Genomic DNA, 20,779 nt, shown 5'->3' on the forward strand with positions numbered 1-20,779 from the left:
ACGCAGTAAAAAAACGTTATTTGGTCATTTTCTTGTATTTGATGCGATGAGGTTCTAACGCCTCGGCACCCAGTGTCCGTTTCTTCCACTCTTCGTATTCGGTAAAGTTACCTTCGAAGAACTCGACTTTACCCTCATCCTGATAGTCGATGATGTGGGTGGCAATGCGGTCGAGGAACCAGCGGTCATGCGAGATCACCATCGCACAGCCTGGGAATTCCAACAGGGCGTTTTCAAGTGCCCGCAGGGTTTCGATATCCAGGTCATTGGTTGGCTCATCGAGCAGCAACATGTTACCGCCAACTTGCAGCAATTTTGCCAGATGAATACGGCCCCGCTCACCGCCGGAGAGTTCGCCAATGCGCTTGCCCTGATCGACGCCTTTGAAGTTGAAGCGACCGACATAGGCGCGGCTCGGCAGTTCGAAGTTACCGATGCGCATAATATCCTGACCGCCAGATACTTCTTCCCAGACGGTTTTACTGTTGTCCATGTTGTCACGGAACTGATCAACCGAAGCCAATTGCACGGTATCACCCAGAGTGATAGAACCGGAATCCGGTTGCTCTTTGCCTGACAGCATGCGGAACAGCGTCGATTTACCCGCACCGTTCGGCCCGATGATCCCGACAATGGCCCCTTTTGGCAGGGCGAACGTCAGATCGTCGATCAGAACACGGTCGCCGTAGGATTTGGTAAGGTTCTCAACTTCAAGAACTTTATCACCCAGACGCGGACCCGGTGGAATGAACAACTCGCTGGTTTCATTACGTTTCTGGTACTCGGTATTGTTGAGTTCCTCGAAACGTGCCAGACGCGCCTTGCCTTTGGCCTGACGTCCTTTAGGATTCTGCCGAACCCATTCCAGCTCTTTCTGGATTGATTTGCGGCGTGCGGCTTCAGAAGAGGCTTCCTGCGCCAGACGCTGATCTTTTTGCTCCAGCCATGAGGAATAGTTACCTTCCCATGGAATACCTTCACCACGGTCAAGTTCCAGAATCCAACCCGCCACGTTATCCAGGAAGTAGCGGTCATGGGTAATCGCCACAACGGTACCTTCATAGTCGTGCAGGAAGCGTTCCAGCCAGGCAACGGATTCCGCATCGAGGTGGTTGGTCGGTTCGTCGAGCAGCAGCATGTCTGGTTTTTCCAGCAACAGGCGGCAGATCGCGACGCGGCGACGCTCACCCCCAGACAGGTTTTCAATTTTTGCGTCCCACGGCGGTAAACGCAGGGCATCAGCCGCACGCTCAAGCTGGTTATCCAGATTGTGACCATCATGCAACTGAATGATCGCTTCCAGCTCGCCTTGCTCTTTAGCCAGTTTGTCGAAATCGGCCTCAGGATCTGCGTACGCCGCGTAAACTTCGTCCAGACGGGTCAGCGCATTTTTCACTTCGCCAACCGCTTCTTCAATCGCTTCACGCACGGTTTGTTGCAGATTGAGTGTAGGTTCCTGCGGCAGGTAACCAATTTTGATGCCAGGCTGCGGACGTGCCTCGCCTTCGATGTCGGTGTCAATGCCGGCCATAATGCGCAGCAAGGTAGATTTACCGGAACCGTTCAGACCAAGAACGCCAATTTTTGCGCCAGGGAAGAAACTGAGAGAGATATTTTTCAGAATATGACGCTTCGGCGGAACGACTTTGCCGACGCGGTGCATGGTATAGACGTATTGAGCCACAGTGCTCTAAGCCTCGCTATATCTGGTTTTTATTATGCCCCGGCAAATAGAGTGGGGCATGTATGGGGCACGTTGCCAAGTAAGGCGGTTCGACCGGGAAGTTTAGCCCGTTTTAGTCGCCGATCCCAGCTATCAGCCCTCTTTCAGCGAGTTTATTCTGCTTTTGCGAGGCTAACCGGCAGCGAGTTTTAGACCGAACCCGAGGAACATCGCACCCACCAGACTGCTGCCGATTTTTGCCAGGCTCTTTTTCTTTTTCAGCGTAATGAGGATTGAGGAGCCGAGAAAGATCAGTGCCGACAGATAAATGAGGCTGAATACTTCCAGTATGGACCCCAGAATGAAGAAGGGGACAGCGGTGTGTGGATAGGCCGGATCAATGAATTGCACAAAGAATGAGATATAAAAAATGATCACTTTTGGATTGGTGATGCTTAAAATCAGCGCTTTGCTGAATGAATGGTCGCGGTTTTCCATGACCTGTTCTTTTTCCGTTTTACGGGTAAATAGCGCGGTATAGAGGAGTTTTCCGCCCAGAAACAGCAGATAGGCTGCACCTGCGTATCTCACGCCGGTAAACAGCAAGGGCATGGTGCGAATGAGTGAAGCGACACCCAGAAACGTCAGGAAAATGAGCGTTGCATCACCCAGGAAAACCCCCAACGCCGCGCGATAGCCCCTACGGACACCATGCCTGACGCTGGTTGTCAGCACGAATATGGAGTTCGGGCCTGGCACCAGAATAATCAGGGCTGCGCCCAGAATGTAAGTAAAGAGATTGTTAACGCCAAATGTTTCAAGCATTTCTATTGTTCCAATGCGATCAACTGGATATAAGGTTGTGAATGGTGATTTACTTCATACTATCAGTTAAATTGTAGTTTATTTGACTGAAATAAGTGGGCTTTATCCAATAATGGAATTGTATTTACGTTATTAATGAGAATTTCTTCTGCATGCTGCGGGGAGATCGGCGTTGTCACCAGGCTTGGTGCGGCTTTGCGGCAGATGAGGGTAACAGGTCAGGAAGCACGTGTGGGTAGCCAGTTTGGCCAGGGATCAAGAATAGGAAGGTCACGGGCAGTCAAGCAGACTGCCCGCAATGGCTCAATAATAGACGTTTACGTGTATGCCATTGGTCAGTTTATCCACCAGCTTTTTGACATGGTAAATAACTTGCTTATTATGGGTTTTAACCTTTCTCTTGATATTTCCCTTATGCGAAGAAACGGTTTTTCGTTTAATTTGCATAATATCTGAAATGGTAATTGTGTCGTGACCCGCCATCCACATATTCAAAACATCGGCTTCGGAGCGACTCAGCGTGAGTGGCGTCAAATCAATTCTCTCATTGTCACTCTTTTTCACTCTGGTGCGTAACCCTTGCATCATGAGGCATTCAAGAGTGTCTTTATTTATTGATTTGGAAATAATAACAATATTTTCTCTGACTGAAATAAACTCATGGTAGTTGAAATTTTCATTAGCGATAAAAATGACAAAGAGTGTCTCCCTGAATCCATCAATAATGCGCTTCAACGCGGCGGTTTCCCCCGAACCACCCGTAAAGCAGTCTTCATTGATGAACACGATCCTTGGCATCATTTTTACCATACTGGCATTCAACAGCGTAGTTTCGGTCAGTAAGGAGATATCCTTTTCCTTGATCCCCTGATTAACGATGTGTGTATACAGTGCCAGACAGGTAAAATGACATGCGTCGACGATAATAGCTGACATATTAAAACCCTATGGTCTTTGATAAAGTGGATAAAATATCGTGCAGGAAAAAAACATACTGAATAAGCGATTATGGAATTCACCTTTTATCCTGTTTTTTAATTTTATCTTTCCGTGAAGTGAGCCATTTATTTTTTCATTGTCTTAAATGCGCCACAAAACTTATTGCTGTAATTAAAATAAGAATACAGATAATGATAATATTGGTCATGATTTTTGGCCTGACAGTGAGCGCCAAGATAAGCGTCAGAACCCAGTATTAATTTAAGCCAAATTTTTTGTAAACACTTGGTGAACAAAATGGGATGAAATGGTTGTTATTTGAAACGAAATGGTTGTTGGCGGGCAAAAAACAGGCCATAGCACGAGGCTATGGCCTGGAAGTGTGATGCGCTTATCGTTTGACGAAGCGTGCGATAACAAATTTCTCTATTTCAACGATGACGAAAATCATGATACCAATCAACAACGTTATGCCCCAATAGTAGGCAGGGAGTGGTGCAGTGCCGAACAAGGTATTCATGATTGGCAGATAGATGATCGCCAGTTGCAGCAGAATCAGCACACCGGTGACTAACCACAGCCCTTTATTAACAAACATTGCGCGGCCAATTGGGAAACGGTCTGTGACGCGGCAGTTGAACATATATACCCACTGTGCAGTCACCAGCGTTTGCAACAGCACGGTACGGATGAACTCGGTACTGTAGCCGCGTGGTTGCATATAGGCTTCCAGCAGGAAAGCACTGCAGGCAATCAATATCCCGACAAACCCGATGCGCCAGATACCATGCCCATCCAATACACTGCTACCGGGGGCGCGTGGTTTGCGGCTCATCATCCCTTTTTCACCAGGCTCAAATGCCAGCCCAAAGGAAAGGGTGGTGGACGTTGCCATGTTCATCCACAAAATCTGGATTGGCGTTAATGGAATGACTGCGCCCACCAAAATGGCGATAACGATCAACAGCCCCTGTGCCAAGTTGGTAGGTAGCAGGAACAGGATGGTTTTCTTCAGGTTGTCATAAACCCGGCGGCCTTCTTCAACGGCGTTGGCAATGGTGGCGAAGTTATCATCCGTCAGGACCATATCAGCGGCTTCTTTCGTTACCTCGGTACCCTTGATACCCATCGCGATACCCACGTCAGCCTGTTTCAGGGCCGGAGCATCGTTCACACCGTCACCAGTCATACCAACGACTTCACCTTTATCCTGCAAGGCTTTAACCAGGCGTAGCTTATGTTCTGGGCTGGTACGGGCAAAAATATCGTAGTGCAGCGCTGCCGCAGCGAGTTGCCGGTCATCCATATGCTCCAGCTCATAACCCGTGACCGAATCAGTGCTATTGCCGATACCCAGCATGACACCGATAGCCATCGCGGTTTCCTGATGGTCACCGGTGATCATCTTGACGCGAATACCTGCTTTCTGACAGCGGGCGATTGCTTCAATCGCTTCCAGACGCGGTGGATCCATCATGCCAGCGATCCCGATAAAGACCATCTGCTGCTGAAGGTCGCTGTGATCCAGAGTGGTTTGATCGGCGGTCGCGGTTTTATACGCTGCCGCTACCATGCGCAGACCCTGACGGGCATACCGCGCCATTTCGGTTTCCCAGAAATCACGACGGAACGCGACAACGCCTTGCGACGTCATTTCATATTGGCACAGTGAGAACAGGACATCCGGTGCACCGGTCAGGAATATCTGGTTTTCGCCATTAACCTGGTGGCAGGTCGCCATGTATTTGTATTGGGAGTCGAACGGGATTTTGTCCAGTTGACGTACATCATCCAATTTATAATCCGCCTTGGCCGCCAAAACTTTCAGCGCGCCTTCAGTCGGACCGCCAGTGATACCCCAATGTCCTTTGCTGTCTTTTACCAGTTGGCTATCGTTACACAGTTCAACCGCAGTAATGAATTTTGCCAGAACGGGAGAATGGGCCAGATCGGGTTTCTTACCGGTGCTTTCTTCAACAATCTGACCAACCGGCTCGTAACTCTCGCCTTCCACCCGGTAGTTGCCCTCTGCAAGCAGCACCGCCTTGACCGTCATTTCGTTCATCGTCAGGGTGCCGGTTTTATCGGAACAGATAACCGTCATGGAACCCAGCGTCTCAACGGTAGGCAATTTACGGATAATTGCCCGTTTGCGCGCCATTGTCTGTACGCCGAGCGACAGAATAATAGAGATGATGGCAGGTAAACCTTCTGGCACAGAGGCAACGGCCAGGCTGATCAGGGAGATCAACAGTTCGCCAAGCGGCATATCGCGCAGCACGAAGGAGAAGATAAACAGGAAAACCATCATGATCAGAATCAGGCCGAAAATGGCTTTACCCAATCGGTCTATCTGCACCAGAAGTGGTGTACGTTGTACATCGATGTTGGACATCATCTGATTGATGTGACCCAGCTCGGTCGCCGGTCCAGTGGCAATGACCACTCCGGTTGCTGTACCCGCGCTGATAGTCGTTCCCGAAAACAGCAGATTGCTGCGATCGCCAATCATGACTTCGTTAGCAATGGGTTGGGTGTGCTTCTCAACAACGGTGGATTCACCGGTCAGAATCGCTTCTTCCACCCGAAGATTATGCGCAGAAATCAGTCGTAGATCCGCCGGTATTTTATCCCCAGGCCGTAATTGAACAATATCCCCAGGAACCAGTTGATCGGCGTCGATTGTCTGCGTGGTGCCATCACGGATCACCAATGCCCGGCTGGAAAGCATGTTCTGGATGCTTTTCAAGGACTTCTCGGCACTGTTTTCCTGGATGTAACCGATCAGCGCATTAATGACTGCCACGGCCAGAATGATAATGGTATCGACCCAGTGCGCCATGATGAACTTGAGCGCAGCGGCAGCCAGCAGGATATAAATCAATACGTCGTTGAAGTGAGCGATGAAACGGAGAAAAGCACTTTTGCGCTTCTTTTCCGGCAGGGCGTTGGGGCCATACTGCTGCAAGCGCTGTGTGGCTTCTTCCGCGTTGATACCTTGCTCAGTGGTTTGCAGACGCGTCAGCGTCTCCTCTGTACTGAGCTGATACCAGGTTTTTTCGCTGACTTGCGGTGAATCACTACTGCCTTTCGGGGGATGGGTGTTCATTAGGATTGTTCTCCTGAGCTAATCTACTCTTTCTGAGTTTATGGCTGTCGATCTCTAAACTCAGCAAAATGAATTTGTAATCATCTCTTACTAACGACGCATTACCTGTGCGGAAGTCCCGTTCCATTAACGCTTGCTGTTATTCATTTTCAGCCAACAAAATGCCTGTTGTTTGGATGACTACTTTGTAAAAATACGGATGTTTTATGGCGGAAGTAACTAAACCCAGTTTATTGAAATCGTTAAATATGCTGGGCTTTTATTCATCGCGCTGATAATAGTTTAAAAAGCATTGTGAACTTTGACCTAGATTAAGTAATTGCGGCTCCTAAGTTGTTGATTTTTAAATTTATGTATATTTATCAGATGGTTGTGTTTTGTGCCATCAGGTGTGCCATTTAGGTTTCGTTTAAGTTCAGCACGGTGTCAATGAAAGATAAACGCGAAACCTATCCTTTTAACGAAATATAAGACTGCAATAGCAATGAGAATCAGTGAGTTTTTTGTGATCTCTAAAATGTGCCAACTGCCTGTTTGTTATCAGTATAGAAGCAAATTTCAGAGTTGTTATTTGCATGCAGAAAGTTCATGTTAATTATCAATAGGCCAGAGGTCTTGTGACCCTCCAGGTGCCGTACCTCGAGAAATAAATAATACCCAGGGTGATTAATAGCAGTGGGGAATACATGAAAGGTGATGAGACTTTTCTTGCCCTTTATTTATAAACAGCATTCCCGTGACACTAATAATATACCCACTGGATTTTCCATCGCCTCGCTCTACCCTTATCAACAGCCACTATGTAAAGTTTATGTCTTTTGTTCGCATAAACTTCAATTTTCCAAGTGAATAGATTAGCGTAGCTGTTGTCTATGCATTACTGGCGACGAAGAGATAACCGGTTTGCGCCGTATGAGATTGAGAAGTAAGCAATACAACCCGCGAGGATAGAGGCAAGTATGGTCAAGGTGGACAAATGGCGTTTTCTGGCAGTTGGCGTAGGCTTTGTCACGCTTTCAGGTGTGGCGCATGCAGATTCGCTGGACGCGCAACGGCAACGCTATCTGCAAATTAAACAGGCCTGGGATACTAACCAGATGGACACCGTAAATCAGCTGATGCCGACATTACGGGATTATCCCCTTTATCCGTATCTGGAGTACCGGCAACTCACCCAGGATCTCGGGCAGGTCAGCTCCGCGCAAGTCACTGAATTCATTAACGAGCATCCAACGTTACCGCCCGCCATGTCGCTGTCGTCCCGTTTTGTCAATGAACTGGGACGTCGTGGAGACTGGCATAGCCTTCTCGCCTTCAGCCCACAGGCTCCCAAGCCAGTGGCTGCCCGCTGCAATTACTATTATGCCAAATGGGCAACGGGTGAGCAGAATGTGGCCTGGGACGGTGCGAAAGAGCTTTGGCTGACTGGTTCTACGCTGCCCGCTACCTGCGATAAATTATTTAACGTATGGCAGCAGGCAGGCAACCAGACCCCCCTGACGACGTTGCAACGTATGGGGTTGGCATTCAAAGAGGGTAATGCCAGTCTGGTGAATTATCTGGCCAAACAGCTGCCTTCTGATTATCAGACGATGGGTTCAGCGCTTGCCAAGTTGCAAAATGACCCGTCTTCATTGGAGAGTTTCGCCCGTACTGTTGGCCCGACAGATTTTACCCGTAATGCCGTCAGCATTGCGTTCGTCCGCGTTGCCCGCGAGGACGTGGAGAATGCACGTTCGATGCTGCCGATATTGGCGCGGCTACAGAAAATGAGTGACAGTGAACGTCTCGAACTTGAAGAGACGGTCGCCTGGCGGCTGTTGGGAAGTGATGCCACCTATGAACAGGCGAAGTGGCGCGATGCGGTTATTTTACGCAGCCAATCCACCACGCTGCTGGAGCGCCGTGTGCGCATGGCACTGGGGAGTGGCGATCGCCAGGGATTGTCCGTCTGGCTGAACCGTCTGCCTGCCGAAGCCCGTGAGAAAGATGAATGGCGCTACTGGCGAGCCTCCGTCCTGATTGATCAGGGCCAAAAAGCGGAAGGCGAAGCTATTCTGCGCGAGTTGCTGAAACAGCGTGGGTTCTATCCGATGGTCGCTGCGCAGAAACTCAATGTCCGTTATCCGGTCATGGTTGAGGTTTCTGCAGCACCCGACAGCAGCACAGCAAAACTTCCCGGCATAGCCCGTGTACGTGAGTTGATGTACTGGAATATGGATAACCTGGCGCGTACTGAGTGGACGTATCTGGTGACCAGTCGCAATAGCGTTGAGCAAGGGCAGTTGGCGCGCTATGCCTTTAACCAGAAATGGGCGGATCTTAGTGTTCAGGCGACGATAGTGGCGAAAATGTGGGATCACCTTGAAGAGCGCTTCCCGATGGCCTGGCCCGATGAGTTCCGCAAGGCAACCGATGGCAAAGGCATTACGCCGAGTTATTCCATGGCGATTGCCCGTCAGGAGAGTGCCTGGAACCCCAAGGCGCAATCACCCGTGGGAGCGGCAGGATTGATGCAGGTAATGCCACGTACCGCTGAACACACCGTACAGATGTTCAATATCCCCGGTTATGTGAATAGCAGCCAACTGCTGGATCCACAAACCAATATTGTCATCGGTACCAGCTATCTGGAGTATGTCTATCAGATGTTTGGGCGTAACCGGATTCTTTCGACGGCGGCCTACAACGCAGGACCGTCCCGTGTGAATACCTGGCTGGGCAATACAGCCGGGCAGGTGGATGCCGTGGCTTACATAGAAAGTATTCCTTTCTCTGAAACACGGGGATATGTTAAAAATGTGTTGTCATATGACGCGTTTTATCGTCACTTCATGCATCGCCCGGCAAAAATCCTGACTGATGCTGAATGGCAGAGGCGTTATTGATTTTTGTTACGCTATGATATGCTGCTGTACTAGTTAAATAGTATGGCAGCCGATCATGACACAGTTATCGTTAACCGACCCCGCTCTTTCCCAACAAGGTAATGAGGACTGGCTGCGCTTCGTCGCGCTGCTTCAGCAATCTTTTGCCGAAGATCTCCATCAACCTCTGATGCAATTGCTGTTCACTCCCGATGAGCGTACGGCGTTAGGTACCCGTGTGCGTATCATTGAAGAGTTGATGCGTGGCGAGATGAGTCAAAGGGAGTTGAAGAGTGAATTGGGGGCTGGCATTGCGACTATAACCCGCGGGTCGAACAGCCTGAAAGCGTCCCCGCCGCAGTTGAAACAGTGGTTGGAGCAGCAACTGCTCACCCCCAAGAACAAATAACCTGCATACTTGGCGTCGCTCCAATTATTGTGGTTATTACCAGAGTTGTCATGCTTAATGCATCTGGCTTCGGGCCTGATAAATGGCGTTATGGAAGGGCGCGAGTGCCAGCACCAGCGCTTGATGATACACGCTCGTTCGGCTCAATTTCCCGGCGGTGAAAATACTCATGGCACCGCCACGGCGCTTAACATCCGCAATTCCCGTCAGTTTTGCCATTTCGTCGCCTAATTCACGGCCTTGTCGAATACCTTGTAATATAATTTCAGGTAGCGCCAGACTGGCGGATCGTGATTCCCCACGCTGATGCATATTTTCTATCACCATCCAGGCGAAGGTCATCTCATCTTCGATGCCGGCTTCGATTCCGACCCAGAAGTCAGCTTCAGGGCGGAGTTGCCTGGCAGAAATCACCCGGTGACGTGCGCCGGTTCGTGTCTCCTGACAGCCGATAGGCTGGTGAGAGACGCCACTTTCAACCTCGATACCTTCAATGTAAAACGTGTCGGTACCGAATATGTCCTCAAAAGCCAGTCGGACAGCGTTGATTTTGGCCGGATTAGTAGTAGCAGCAATCACATGATACATAACTGTTCTCGACACCTATTGATAAGTTTCACGCAGTATAACGGAAAAAAGACATGTTACAGGTATATCTTGTTCGCCACGGCGAAACCGAATGGAACGCGGCACGCCGTATTCAGGGACAATCAGATAGTCCACTTACAGACCTAGGCGAACAGCAGGCAAAGCAGGTGGCTGAACGCATGCGCAAGCAGGGGATAACCCATGTGATCACCAGCGATTTAGGCCGTACCCAGAGTACCGCCAAAATCATTGCCGATGCATGTGGTTGCCCGGTGATCCTTGAACCCCGACTGCGCGAACTGCATATGGGCGTGCTGGAAGAGCGGTTGATTGATGGATTGACCGCCGAAGAAGAGGGCTGGCGCAAGCAAATGGTGGATGGCACACCCGATGGGCGCATTCCTCAAGGGGAATCCATGTTGGAATTGGGCAAACGCATGCGCGCAGCGCTCGAAAGTTGCCTGGAATTACCTGCGGGAAGCAAACCGTTGATTGTCAGCCACGGAATTGCGCTGGGCTGCCTCATCGGAACGATTATTGGTTTGCCTGCGTATGCGGAACGGCGTCTTCGTTTGCGAAACTGTTCCCTGTCCCGCGTTGATCATCAGAACAGCCCTTGGCTGGCGCCTGGCTGGATTGTTGAAACTGCGGGCGACACCTCACATCTGGATATGCCCGCACTTGATGAGATACAGCGTTAACGGCGGATCGGGATCAGGTATTCACATTCAAGCTCTTCAGGTGGCTGTTCATTCGGACCACCTTTAGGGAAGAATCGTTCGATGTCGTGACCACGTCTGCGCGTCAATTTCATTGATGGCAGACAGGTACCGTACAGCGTCAGAATGAAATCCTGCAGACCGTCGATCGGACCCTGATAAGTGAATAAGGCATACTCACCGCCTTGCAGGATAACCGGTTGTCCTTCTGGCACATTGGCAGGAACGTGCTGAGGTTCGATAGCCGTGGTATAGAACACTTCTTGTTCATCGTCCTTTTCCTGGCTGGGGCGAGAATGATGTAAACCGTACAGCACCGGAGGAATGCTCTTCGCTTCTCCAAGATATTGACGCCAAAAATGGGTGCGCAATTCCGTACGGAAATTCGAGATTTGCTCCAGCGTACAGGTGTAGCTTTGTGTCATCCCCACCAGATTCTGCTCGGGTAACGAGATGAACTCTGGTTGCGGCAGATGGAAGGCACCTAAACGGATCGGTGGGCAAATTCCGAATGAATGCCAATCTTCTGCACGACGATAAAGAGCCGGGGTTTGCGAAAATTGTTTCTTAAATGCGCGGGTAAAAGTTTGCTGAGAATCAAAACGATATTGCAGTGCGATATCCAATATCGGGCGACTGGTTAAACGCAGCGCTACCGCGGCTTTTGAAAGTCTGCGGGCACGGATATAGGCGCCAATGGCATTGCCAGTGACATCTTTAAACATCCGTTGCAGGTGCCATTTGGAATAGCCAGCTTTGGCAGCAACGTTGTCAAGTGATAGTGGCTGATCGAGATGGCTTTCTAACCAGCTAAGAAGATCACGAATGATTCCGGCTTGATCCATAGATCGTCCTCGTTGAACTAAGAGATGCGCAAAGAATGATGACGCCGCATGATAGCAACTTTTTAACGTTAAAACTTCTTAAGAATTTTTAGTCTGTGAGTGCTATATATCTCATGTCTTTTGGGAAGATGCTGCTTTTGTGATGCATACCAAAAAAAACAGTCCTGAGTATGCAATTCGACATGCAATGCTTTGTTTTTGGAGTAAGTAAATGAAAATGCGATGGTTATTTTTCTGTGGCCTGCTGACTGGCACGGTAAATATGGCGCAGGCAGAACAGGTCGGGTCCGTGGATACCGTTTTTAAACTCTTCGGGCCGGATCATAAAATTCTGGTAGAGGCGTTCGATGACCCTGATGTTAAAAATGTAACTTGTTATATCAGTCGAGCAAAAACCGGAGGAATAAAAGGGGGATTGGGGTTGGCGGAGGACACATCCGATGCTGCCATTTCTTGCCAACAGGTCGGTGTTATCGAGCTGAGTGACAAAGTGAAGGCCTCTCAGGATAAAGGCATCGTTGTTTTTCAGAAACGAACTTCGCTGGTGTTTAAGAAACTTCAGGTAGTACGCTTTTATGACGAGAAACGCAACGCGCTCATCTATCTCTCCTATTCCGATAAAGTGGTCGATGGTTCGCCGAAGAATGCGTTGAGCGCTGTGCCGATTATTCCCTGGGGCACACGCTAGAGACAAAAATGCCAGCATCCAGTGCTGGCATTTTTCTTAGCGCATTCCTGACGCCAGAGTTATTCTTCCAGATCGCCGCAGAAGCGGTAACCTTCACCATGAATGGTGGCAATAATTTCTGGAGAATTCGGTATCGATTCAAAATGCTTGCGAATGCGGCGAATAGTCACATCAACCGTGCGGTCTTTTGCTTTCAACTCGCGTCCGGTCATTTTCTTCAACAGCTCATCGCGGGTCTGAATCTTGCCGGGATTTTCACAGAAGTGCAGCATGGCACGGAATTCACTGCGCGGCAGTTTGTAATGTTCACCGTTGGGGCTGATCAACGAACGACTGTTGATCTCCAGCTTCCAACCGTTGAACTTGTAGCTCTCAACCAGTTTGCGTTCTTCAACCGCTTTACCGTTATTCATGGTACGTAACAGTAGATTACGGGCGCGAATGGCCAGCTCAAGTGGATTGTACGGCTTGGTGATATAATGATCTGCACCAATTTCCAGGCCCAGGATTTTATCAACTTCATTGTCACGCCCGGTCAAAAACATCAGCGCGACGCTCGCCTGTTCACGCAGTTCGCGAGCCAACAGTAGACCGTTCTTGCCTGGAAGGTTGATATCCATGATAACAAGATCGATCTTATCTTCAGCCAGAACCTGGTGCATTTCTGCGCCATTACTGGCTTCACGAACAACATAGCCTTCTGCCTGGAACAGGGACTTTAATGTATTACGAGTTACTAACTCGTCTTCAACGATCAGAATGTGCGCGGTCTGCATGGGTTGCTACCTAAAATTGCCAACAAAATAGAAAATAGGAAGTACAGAAGTCTTTGTTTTCTAGGAGCTGCGCGCATCTATGACCCACATCTCTCTTGCACCCTGACTAAAGTACGTAAACTCGTTCTTGATGCACTTTCCATCAACGTCAACAACATCGCTAGCTTGGTTGGGGGGATGCCTTTCCCTACAGCCTCTAGGGTACCAAAAGCGGCGCATATCCTAACCCTATTAACAGCAATATAACAGTGTGTGTCGAATTTACCACCCAACAAAACTACGGTTTATTGACATACATCAATTTCAATTGTAGCACGTTAACAGATTAGTCAAAAACTCTTACAAGAATGGCGAGTTAAGTCACACTTCGTTGATTATTCTTCACGATTCAGCATGAGGATCGACCAAGGGAATTTAACAAAAATAATATAAATTGCGCCAGCTTTATCTCGTTGAATTCTATTTATTTTGTAAACTTAAACGTGTTCGGCGGGAAGTTGAGTGCATTAAGCCACGTTAAGCGGTGTTTTTGCTCTCTTGTAAGTCAATGAATATGTTAATTAAATGTGAATTTTTGATAAATGGCATCTCAATGAATGACAGGATAAAGTGGTTATCGACCATTTTCCCCCGTTTCTAACTGAGTTTCTGATGCAATTACATATCATTTTAGTTTCACCTGCCCGGCCTGAGAATGTCGGGGCTGCGGCAAGGGCAATGAAAACCATGGGGTTTGATTCATTGCGGATCGTGAATAGCCAGGCTCATCTCCAACCGGAAGCGGGTTGGGTTGCACATGGTTCGGGTGAAATACTGCAGCAGGCCACGCATTTCGATTCACTGGAAAGTGCACTGTCAGACATTGATTTCGCTATCGCCACCACGGCACGCAGTCGCGCAAGATTTCATTACTACAGTACTCCGCAGCAACTCTTTGAACAACTTCAGGAAAAGCAGCAGTGGGTAAATCAGGTGGCATTGATCTTTGGGCGAGAGGATTCTGGGCTGACAAATGATGAGTTGGCGTTGGCCGATCTTTTGACGGGTGTGCCGATGAAAGCCGACTATCCCTCACTGAATCTGGGGCAGGCCGTCATGGTGTATTGCTATCAGTTATCGGCGTTGCTTCATGATTTCTCAGCACCCGAACCGGAGAGAGCCTTCAGTGGTCAATTGGCTGCGCTGCGCAAGCGTTTTGATACCTTATTGCAGCGTTTGGACGTTGCTGGAGATGAAAAATTGCGCGATTGGATACATCAAAGATTGGGTGGCGTGGAGCAAAGGGATACGGCGATGCTGCATACCTTGCTGCATGACATTGAAAAAAAAATAGGGGAATAATCGACTTCTCAATCACTGTTTTTGCGTTCATATGTAGATTAATATTCTGTTGTTTTTTGATTAATCGTGGTGTTTTAACTGCTGAATCAAAAATCCAGAGATTGATATCATGCCGCTCCATATGCTCTTCAAAACGGGTGGACTCAGAAAAAATTTGACTTGGTGAACCTATTGCTTTAGCTAATAGAGGGGGACAGATTTAATTGAGACAGACAGAGACAATGCGAAACATCAGCCTGAATACGACAATTATTACCACCACCGATACCACAGGTAACGGGGCGGGCTGACGCGCACAGGAAAAACAAGAAAAAAGCCCGCACCTAACCAGTGCGGGCTTTTTTTTCGACATAAATTCAGGAGAGATCAGAAATGCGAGTGCTGAAATTTGGCGGAACCTCAGTAGCAAATGCAGAACGCTTTATGCGTGTTGCCGATATCATGGAAAGTAATGCACGTCAGGGACAGGTTGCGACCGTGCTTTCTGCACCGGCCAAGATCACCAATCACTTGGTTGCGATGATTGAAAAAACGGTGGCTGGTCAAGACATTCTGCCGAATATCAGTGATGCCGAACGTATTTTCTCCGAACTGCTTAGCGGCTTGGCAAAAATACAACCGGGTTTTGATTACGCCAAACTCAAGGCTTTTGTTGAGCAGGAGTTTGCGCAGCTCAAGCAAAAACTTCATGGTATTGCGCTTCTCGGCCAATGTCCTGATAGCGTCAATGCGAGGATCATCTGCCTGGGTGAGAAGATGTCGATCGCCATTATGGAAGCGGTGTTCAAGGCTAAAGGGTTTGGCGTGACGGTAATCAATCCCGTCGAAAAACTGCTGGCGCATGGCCATTATATGGAGTCGACGGTCGATATCGCGCAGTCCACCCTGCGCATTTCAGCCAAGGCCATTCCTGCGGATCATATTGTGCTGATGGCGGGTTTCACTGCGGGCAACGAGAAGAGTGAATTGGTCGTGCTGGGCCGTAACGGCTCGGACTATTCGGCTGCCGTTCTGGCCGCCTGTCTGCGCGCAGATTGTTGCGAAATCTGGACGGATGTCGACGGTGTATACACCTGTGACCCGCGTACTGTTCCTGACGCAAGGTTACTGAAGTCGATGTCCTATCAGGAAGCGATGGAACTTTCCTACTTCGGTGCCAAAGTTCTCCATCCCCGCACCATCGCCCCCATCGCCCAATTCCAGATTCCTTGCCTGATTAAAAACACCACTAACCCACAAGCTCCCGGCACGCTGATTGGCGGTGAGAGTCTCGGCGACCTCAATCCGGTCAAAGGTATCACCAACCTGAATAATATGGCGATGTTCAACGTGTCCGGACCGGGCATGAAAGGGATGATCGGCATGGCGGCTCGGGTGTTTGCAGTGATGTCGCGTTCAGGCATCTCCGTGGTGTTAATCACCCAATCGTCTTCCGAATACAGCATCAGTTTCTGCGTACCGCAAAGCGAACTGCATCGTGCACGCAAGGCACTGGAAGATGAGTTCTATCTGGAGCTGAAAGATGGACTGCTGGAACCTCTGGACGTCATGGAACATCTGGCGGTGATTTCGGTTGTGGGTGACGGCATGCGCACGCTGCGTGGTATCTCAGCGAAATTTTTTGCAGCACTGGCGCGCGCCAACATCAATATCATCGCCATTGCCCAGGGATCTTCGGAACGCTCCATTTCGGTGGTCGTCAATAATGAAGATGCCACGACGGGCGTTCGCGTCAGTCACCAAATGCTGTTCAACACCGATCAGGTTATCGAAGTGTTTGTGATTGGCGTGGGTGGTGTAGGCGGGGCGTTGATTGAGCAGATCTCCCGTCAACAAGCCTGGCTGAAAAAGAGGCATATTGATTTGCGCGTTTGCGGTATCGCCAACTCCCGCGCCATGCTGACCAATGTCCATGGTATCGCGCTCGATAGCTGGCGCGATGAACTGGGGGCAGCGAAAGAGCCCTTCAACCTGGGACGTCTGATTCGTCTGGTCAAACAATACCACCTGTTGAACCCGGTGATTGTCGATTGTACCTCGAGTCAGGAAGTTGCCGATCAGTATGCCGATTTCCTGGCAGATGGTTTCCACATTGTTACGCCGAACAAAAAAGCGAACACCTCGTCGATGAATTATTACCATCAACTGCGTAAAGCGGCTGCGGGATCCCGACGCAAGTTCCTGTACGACACTAACGTGGGCGCAGGTTTGCCGGTTATCGAGAATTTGCAGAACCTGCTGAATGCGGGTGATGAACTGACACGCTTCTCGGGAATTCTTTCAGGTTCCCTGTCGTTTATTTTCGGTAAGCTGGATGAAGGGATGTCCCTGTCAGAAGCGACCCATCAGGCGAAACAGAACGGCTATACGGAGCCCGATCCGCGTGACGATCTTTCCGGAATGGATGTGGCGCGCAAGCTGTTGATTCTGGCGCGTGAAGCCGGTTATCGTCTTGAGCTGGAAGACATCGACGTAGAATCCGTGTTGCCTGCCTCATTTGATTCCAGCGGCAGCGTGGCTGATTTCATGGCCCGCCTGCCGTCGCTGGACGAAGAGTTTGCCCGCCGCATTGCGCAAGCTAACGCGGAAGGGAAAGTGTTGCGCTATGTCGGTGTGATCGAAGATGGGCGCTGTCTGGTTAAAATCGACGCAGTGGACGGCGATGATCCGCTGTATAAAGTTAAAAATGGTGAGAATGCGTTGGCGTTTTATACTCGCTATTACCAGCCGCTGCCATTAGTTCTGCGCGGTTACGGTGCGGGCAACGATGTCACCGCCGCAGGCGTTTTCGCCGATCTTTTGCGCACGCTGTCATGGAAGTTGGGAGTCTAATATGGTTAAGGTGTATGCACCGGCCTCGATTGGTAATGTAAGCGTTGGTTTTGATGTGCTCGGTGCGGCGGTGTCGCCGGCCGATGGTTCTCTGCTCGGCGATTGTGTCAGCGTAAAAGCGGCTGAGGTCTTCAGCCTGAAAAATGAAGGGCGTTTCGTCAGCAAACTGCCGGACGATCCGAAAGAGAATATCGTCTACCAATGCTGGCAGCGTTTCTGTCAGGAAATTGGCAAAGAGATCCCCGTCGCGATGACGCTGGAGAAAAATATGCCGATCGGTTCAGGTCTGGGTTCCAGCGCCTGCTCTGTCGTTGCCGGATTGATGGCAATGAATGAATTTTGTGGCAAACCGTTGGACGACAACACTCTCCTTACGTTGATGGGTGAGCTGGAAGGGCGTATTTCTGGCAGTGTGCATTACGACAATGTTGCGCCGTGTTTCCTTGGCGGTTTGCAACTGATGCTTAACGAAAACGGAATTATCAGTCAGGACGTTCCCGGTTTCAGCGATTGGCTGTGGGTCATGGCGTATCCCGGCATCAAAGTGTCAACGGCGGAAGCGCGGGCCATTCTGCCGGCACAATACCGTCGCCAGGACTGCATCAATCATGGCCGTTATCTGGCCGGGTTTATTCACGCCTGCCATACTCAACAACCTGAGCTGGCGGTTAAGTTGATGCAGGATGTGATCGCCGAGCCGTATCGTACCCGCTTGCTGCCGGGTTTTGCCGAGGCGCGTAAAGCGGCTCGGGAAATCGGTGCGCTGGCCTGTGGAATTTCGGGTTCAGGCCCGACGCTGTTTGCCGTGTGTAACGACCGGGAAACGGCGCGTCGTATGGCTGACTGGTTGGAAAACCACTACCTGCAAAACGACGAAGGTTTTGTTCATATTTGCCGTCTGGATACTGCAGGCGCACGACTATTGGGATAACGCATGAAACTGTACAATCTGAAGGATCACAACGAGCAAGTCAGCTTTGCCCAGGCGATCAAACAGGGATTAGGCAAAAAGCAGGGGCTTTTTTTCCCGCTGGAATTGCCGGAATTTGAGCTGACTGAAATCGATCATTTACTCGAGTTGGATTTCGTTACCCGTAGCGCGCGTATTCTGTCGACTTTTATCGGCGATGAAATCCCAGAAGAAACACTGTTAAAACGCGTCAAGGCGGCATTTGAATTCCCTGCGCCCGTGGTTAAGGTGGAAGACGACATCTCCACGCTGGAGCTGTTCCACGGCCCGACGCTGGCATTCAAGGACTTCGGCGGCCGTTTCATGGCGCAAATGCTGACTGAAGTTTCTGGCGACGAGCCGGTGACCATTTTGACCGCAACCTCTGGCGATACCGGTGCGGCAGTGGCGCATGCGTTCTACGGCCTGAAAAACGTGCGTGTGGTGATCCTCTATCCGCGTGGCAAAATCAGCCCGTTGCAGGAAAAACTGTTCTGTACGCTGGGTGGGAATATCCACACGGTGGCGATTGATGGTGATTTTGATGCCTGTCAGGCGCTGGTGAAGCAGTCATTTGATGATGAAGAGCTGAAGCGCGAACTGAGCCTCAACTCGGCCAACTCAATTAATATCAGCCGTCTGCTGGCCCAGATCTGCTACTACTTTGAGGCTGTTGCACAACTGCCGCAGCATGACCGCAATCAGTTGGTGGTGTCGGTGCCCAGCGGCAACTTTGGCGATCTCACGGCAGGGCTGTTGGCGAAATCCCTTGGATTGCCCATTAAGCGTTTCATCGCGGCGACCAATGCCAATGACACAGTTCCCCGCTACCTGGCGCAGGGACAATGGCTGCCGAGTGCAACCGTGGCGACCCTGTCGAATGCCATGGATGTCAGCCAACCGAATAACTGGCCGCGCGTTGAAGAACTGTTCCGTCGCAAAATCTGGCAGTTAAAAGAGTTGGGATTTGGTGCTGTCAGTGATGAAACCACCAAAGAGACGATGCATGAGTTGGCAGCGAAAGGCTATATTTCTGAACCACATGCCGCCATCGCTTACCGGCTGCTGCGCGATCAGTTGAAAGAGGGTGAGTTTGGTCTGTTCCTCGGTACAGCGCATCCGGCCAAATTCAAAGAGAGCGTTGAAGAGATCCTCGGCCAGCCGTTGGTACTGCCAAATGAACTGGCAGTGCGCGCCAATTTGCCTCTGTTGTCACACAACATGGGCGCTGACTTTGCAGGACTGCGCAGTTTCCTGTTGGGATTGCCGAAGTAACATTAAGACGTGGCAAAAAGGGCCTGATGGCCCTTTTTTATCATGCTTTCACGCTGTATTAGTGCTGTTCAGGGCGAGTAAAAACCAGTTCATTTTTCTCTGGGCGCTGCTGATCAAAGCGGTAGCCATCCAGATTGAAATCGGCCAACTGATCGACGCGGGTCAGGCGATTTTTAATAATAAAACGACTCATCAAACCGCGCGCTTTTTTGGCATAAAAACTGATGACTTTGTAGTTACCATTCTTCTCATCCAGAAATACCGGCTTAATCAACTCAGCATCCAATTTGGCTGGTTTGACCGATCTGAAATATTCATCAGAAGCCAGATTGATCACCACCTTATCCCCTTGTTCAGCCAGCGCCTGGTTGAGTTTTTTCGTGATGTGATCACCCCAGAATGTGTAGAGATCCTTGCCTTTGGCGGTCTCCAGTCTAATGCCCATTTCAAGGCGGTAAGGCTGCATCAAATCCAGCGGCCGCAAGACCCCGTATAAACCGGAAAGTGTGCGCAGATGCCGTTGGGCAAAATCAAAATCGTCCTCGCTGAAATCCTGCGCTGCAAGTCCGGTATAGACATCACCCTTGAACGCCAGCAGTGCCTGACGGGCATTGTCCGGGGTAAAATCCGGGTGCCAGTCATGGAAGCGGGTGGCATTCAATCCAGCCAATTTGTCACTGATCCCCATCAATCCTGAAATTTGCGCCGGACTTAACTTGCGGCAAATTCTGATCAACTGCTGCGATTTATCCAGCAATTCAGGCAGGGTATAGCGTCGGGTAGCGAGCGGGCTGGTGTAGTCCAGAGTTTTGGCAGGTGAAATTATAATCAGCATAGCGGCATCCTGTTTTTTCTGATGCCGCTACTTTAGCAAAAAAGCGCTGAAAAAGGGGCGATGGCTCCAATAGGTACTCTTTACCCAGCGCCAACAGACACTCTTTACCCAACGCCAAC

At 49.9% G+C, this 20,779-nt stretch carries 18 protein-coding genes and 1 other annotated feature; of the genes, 10 read left to right on the forward strand and 8 right to left on the reverse strand.

Going from position 1 to position 20,779, the window contains the following annotated elements:
- Positions 1 to 16: 16 nt before the first annotated feature.
- The 4 genes from ettA to DRI82_RS06315 all read right to left on the reverse strand — a co-directional run bounded on the left by ettA (position 17) and on the right by DRI82_RS06315 (position 6,536).
- Positions 17 to 1,684, reverse strand: coding sequence for an energy-dependent translational throttle protein EttA (ettA, locus tag DRI82_RS06300; protein WP_114192649.1), 1,668 nt, complete (start codon positions 1,682 to 1,684; stop codon positions 17 to 19).
- Between the two features lie 171 nt (positions 1,685 to 1,855).
- Complete coding sequence (gene leuE / locus DRI82_RS06305; RefSeq protein WP_114192650.1) at positions 1,856 to 2,488, reverse strand: leucine efflux protein LeuE; 633 nt, start codon at positions 2,486 to 2,488, stop codon at positions 1,856 to 1,858.
- A 303-nt stretch (positions 2,489 to 2,791) separates the two neighbouring features.
- Positions 2,792 to 3,424 carry a transcriptional regulator RcsA gene (gene rcsA, locus DRI82_RS06310; RefSeq protein WP_114192651.1) on the reverse strand — a complete coding sequence of 211 codons (633 nt, stop codon included), beginning with the start codon at positions 3,422 to 3,424 and terminating at the stop codon, positions 2,792 to 2,794.
- Between the two features lie 394 nt (positions 3,425 to 3,818).
- The gene (locus tag DRI82_RS06315) at positions 3,819 to 6,536 is read right to left on the reverse strand and encodes a cation-transporting P-type ATPase (protein ID WP_114192652.1); all 2,718 of its coding nucleotides are present in this window, start codon (positions 6,534 to 6,536) and stop codon (positions 3,819 to 3,821) included.
- A 968-nt stretch (positions 6,537 to 7,504) separates the two neighbouring features.
- Between DRI82_RS06315 and sltY the strand changes: the two genes are divergently transcribed.
- Both sltY and trpR read left to right on the forward strand, forming a co-directional pair.
- A complete protein-coding gene (sltY, locus tag DRI82_RS06320) occupies positions 7,505 to 9,424 on the forward strand; it encodes a murein transglycosylase (RefSeq protein ID WP_114192786.1) in 1,920 nt (639 codons plus the stop codon).
- Positions 9,425 to 9,479: 55 nt separating this feature from the next.
- A complete protein-coding gene (gene trpR, locus DRI82_RS06325) occupies positions 9,480 to 9,812 on the forward strand; it encodes a trp operon repressor (RefSeq protein WP_114192653.1) in 333 nt (110 codons plus the stop codon).
- Between the two features lie 54 nt (positions 9,813 to 9,866).
- Here trpR and yjjX read toward each other — a convergent pair whose 3' ends face one another.
- Positions 9,867 to 10,400 carry an inosine/xanthosine triphosphatase gene (gene yjjX / locus DRI82_RS06330; protein WP_114192654.1) on the reverse strand — a complete coding sequence of 178 codons (534 nt, stop codon included), beginning with the start codon at positions 10,398 to 10,400 and terminating at the stop codon, positions 9,867 to 9,869.
- Between the two features lie 53 nt (positions 10,401 to 10,453).
- Between yjjX and gpmB the strand changes: the two genes are divergently transcribed.
- Positions 10,454 to 11,101: a 2,3-diphosphoglycerate-dependent phosphoglycerate mutase GpmB gene (gene gpmB, locus DRI82_RS06335; RefSeq protein WP_114192655.1), complete on the forward strand. Its 648-nt coding sequence runs from the start codon at positions 10,454 to 10,456 to the stop codon at positions 11,099 to 11,101.
- Here the strand turns inward: gpmB and robA are convergent.
- Positions 11,098 to 11,964 carry an MDR efflux pump AcrAB transcriptional activator RobA gene (gene robA, locus DRI82_RS06340; RefSeq protein ID WP_114192656.1) on the reverse strand — a complete coding sequence of 289 codons (867 nt, stop codon included), beginning with the start codon at positions 11,962 to 11,964 and terminating at the stop codon, positions 11,098 to 11,100. The two genes, gpmB and robA, sit on opposite strands and share 4 nt — an antisense overlap.
- Before the next feature lie 211 nt (positions 11,965 to 12,175).
- On the opposite strand from robA, the gene creA reads away from it, so the two are divergent.
- Positions 12,176 to 12,652, forward strand: coding sequence for a protein CreA (gene creA, locus DRI82_RS06345; protein WP_114192657.1), 477 nt, complete (start codon positions 12,176 to 12,178; stop codon positions 12,650 to 12,652).
- Between the two features lie 59 nt (positions 12,653 to 12,711).
- Here creA and arcA read toward each other — a convergent pair whose 3' ends face one another.
- Positions 12,712 to 13,428 carry a two-component system response regulator ArcA gene (gene arcA, locus DRI82_RS06350; protein ID WP_114192658.1) on the reverse strand — a complete coding sequence of 239 codons (717 nt, stop codon included), beginning with the start codon at positions 13,426 to 13,428 and terminating at the stop codon, positions 12,712 to 12,714.
- Positions 13,429 to 13,530: 102 nt separating this feature from the next.
- On the opposite strand from arcA, the gene yjjY reads away from it, so the two are divergent.
- From yjjY to thrC, 6 genes are all read left to right on the forward strand, one after another.
- On the forward strand, positions 13,531 to 13,674 hold the full coding sequence (gene yjjY, locus DRI82_RS24275) for a YjjY family protein (RefSeq protein ID WP_245956793.1): 144 nt from the start codon (positions 13,531 to 13,533) through the stop codon (positions 13,672 to 13,674).
- 405 nt (positions 13,675 to 14,079) lie between these two features.
- Entirely contained in the window at positions 14,080 to 14,769 is a 690-nt protein-coding gene (locus DRI82_RS06360; protein ID WP_114192660.1) for a tRNA/rRNA methyltransferase, read from the forward strand.
- Positions 14,770 to 14,990: 221 nt separating this feature from the next.
- A complete protein-coding gene (gene thrL / locus DRI82_RS06365; RefSeq protein WP_071998276.1) occupies positions 14,991 to 15,059 on the forward strand; it encodes a thr operon leader peptide in 69 nt (22 codons plus the stop codon).
- Positions 14,998 to 15,116 (forward strand) — a sequence feature (Thr leader region). (Overlaps the previous gene by 62 nt.)
- Positions 15,117 to 15,141: 25 nt before the next feature.
- Positions 15,142 to 17,601, forward strand: a complete 2,460-nt coding sequence (gene thrA, locus DRI82_RS06370) for a bifunctional aspartate kinase/homoserine dehydrogenase I (protein WP_114192661.1) — start codon at positions 15,142 to 15,144, stop codon at positions 17,599 to 17,601.
- Position 17,602: 1 nt separating this feature from the next.
- A complete protein-coding gene (gene thrB / locus DRI82_RS06375; protein WP_114192662.1) occupies positions 17,603 to 18,532 on the forward strand; it encodes a homoserine kinase in 930 nt (309 codons plus the stop codon).
- A 3-nt stretch (positions 18,533 to 18,535) separates the two neighbouring features.
- Positions 18,536 to 19,825 carry a threonine synthase gene (gene thrC, locus DRI82_RS06380; protein WP_114192663.1) on the forward strand — a complete coding sequence of 430 codons (1,290 nt, stop codon included), beginning with the start codon at positions 18,536 to 18,538 and terminating at the stop codon, positions 19,823 to 19,825.
- 58 nt (positions 19,826 to 19,883) lie between these two features.
- Here thrC and yaaA read toward each other — a convergent pair whose 3' ends face one another.
- A complete protein-coding gene (gene yaaA / locus DRI82_RS06385; protein WP_114192664.1) occupies positions 19,884 to 20,660 on the reverse strand; it encodes a peroxide stress protein YaaA in 777 nt (258 codons plus the stop codon).
- Positions 20,661 to 20,779: the final 119 nt, after the last annotated feature.

The organism is Edaphovirga cremea (genome assembly GCF_003332275.1).
GTDB lineage: Bacteria > Pseudomonadota > Gammaproteobacteria > Enterobacterales > Enterobacteriaceae > Edaphovirga > Edaphovirga cremea.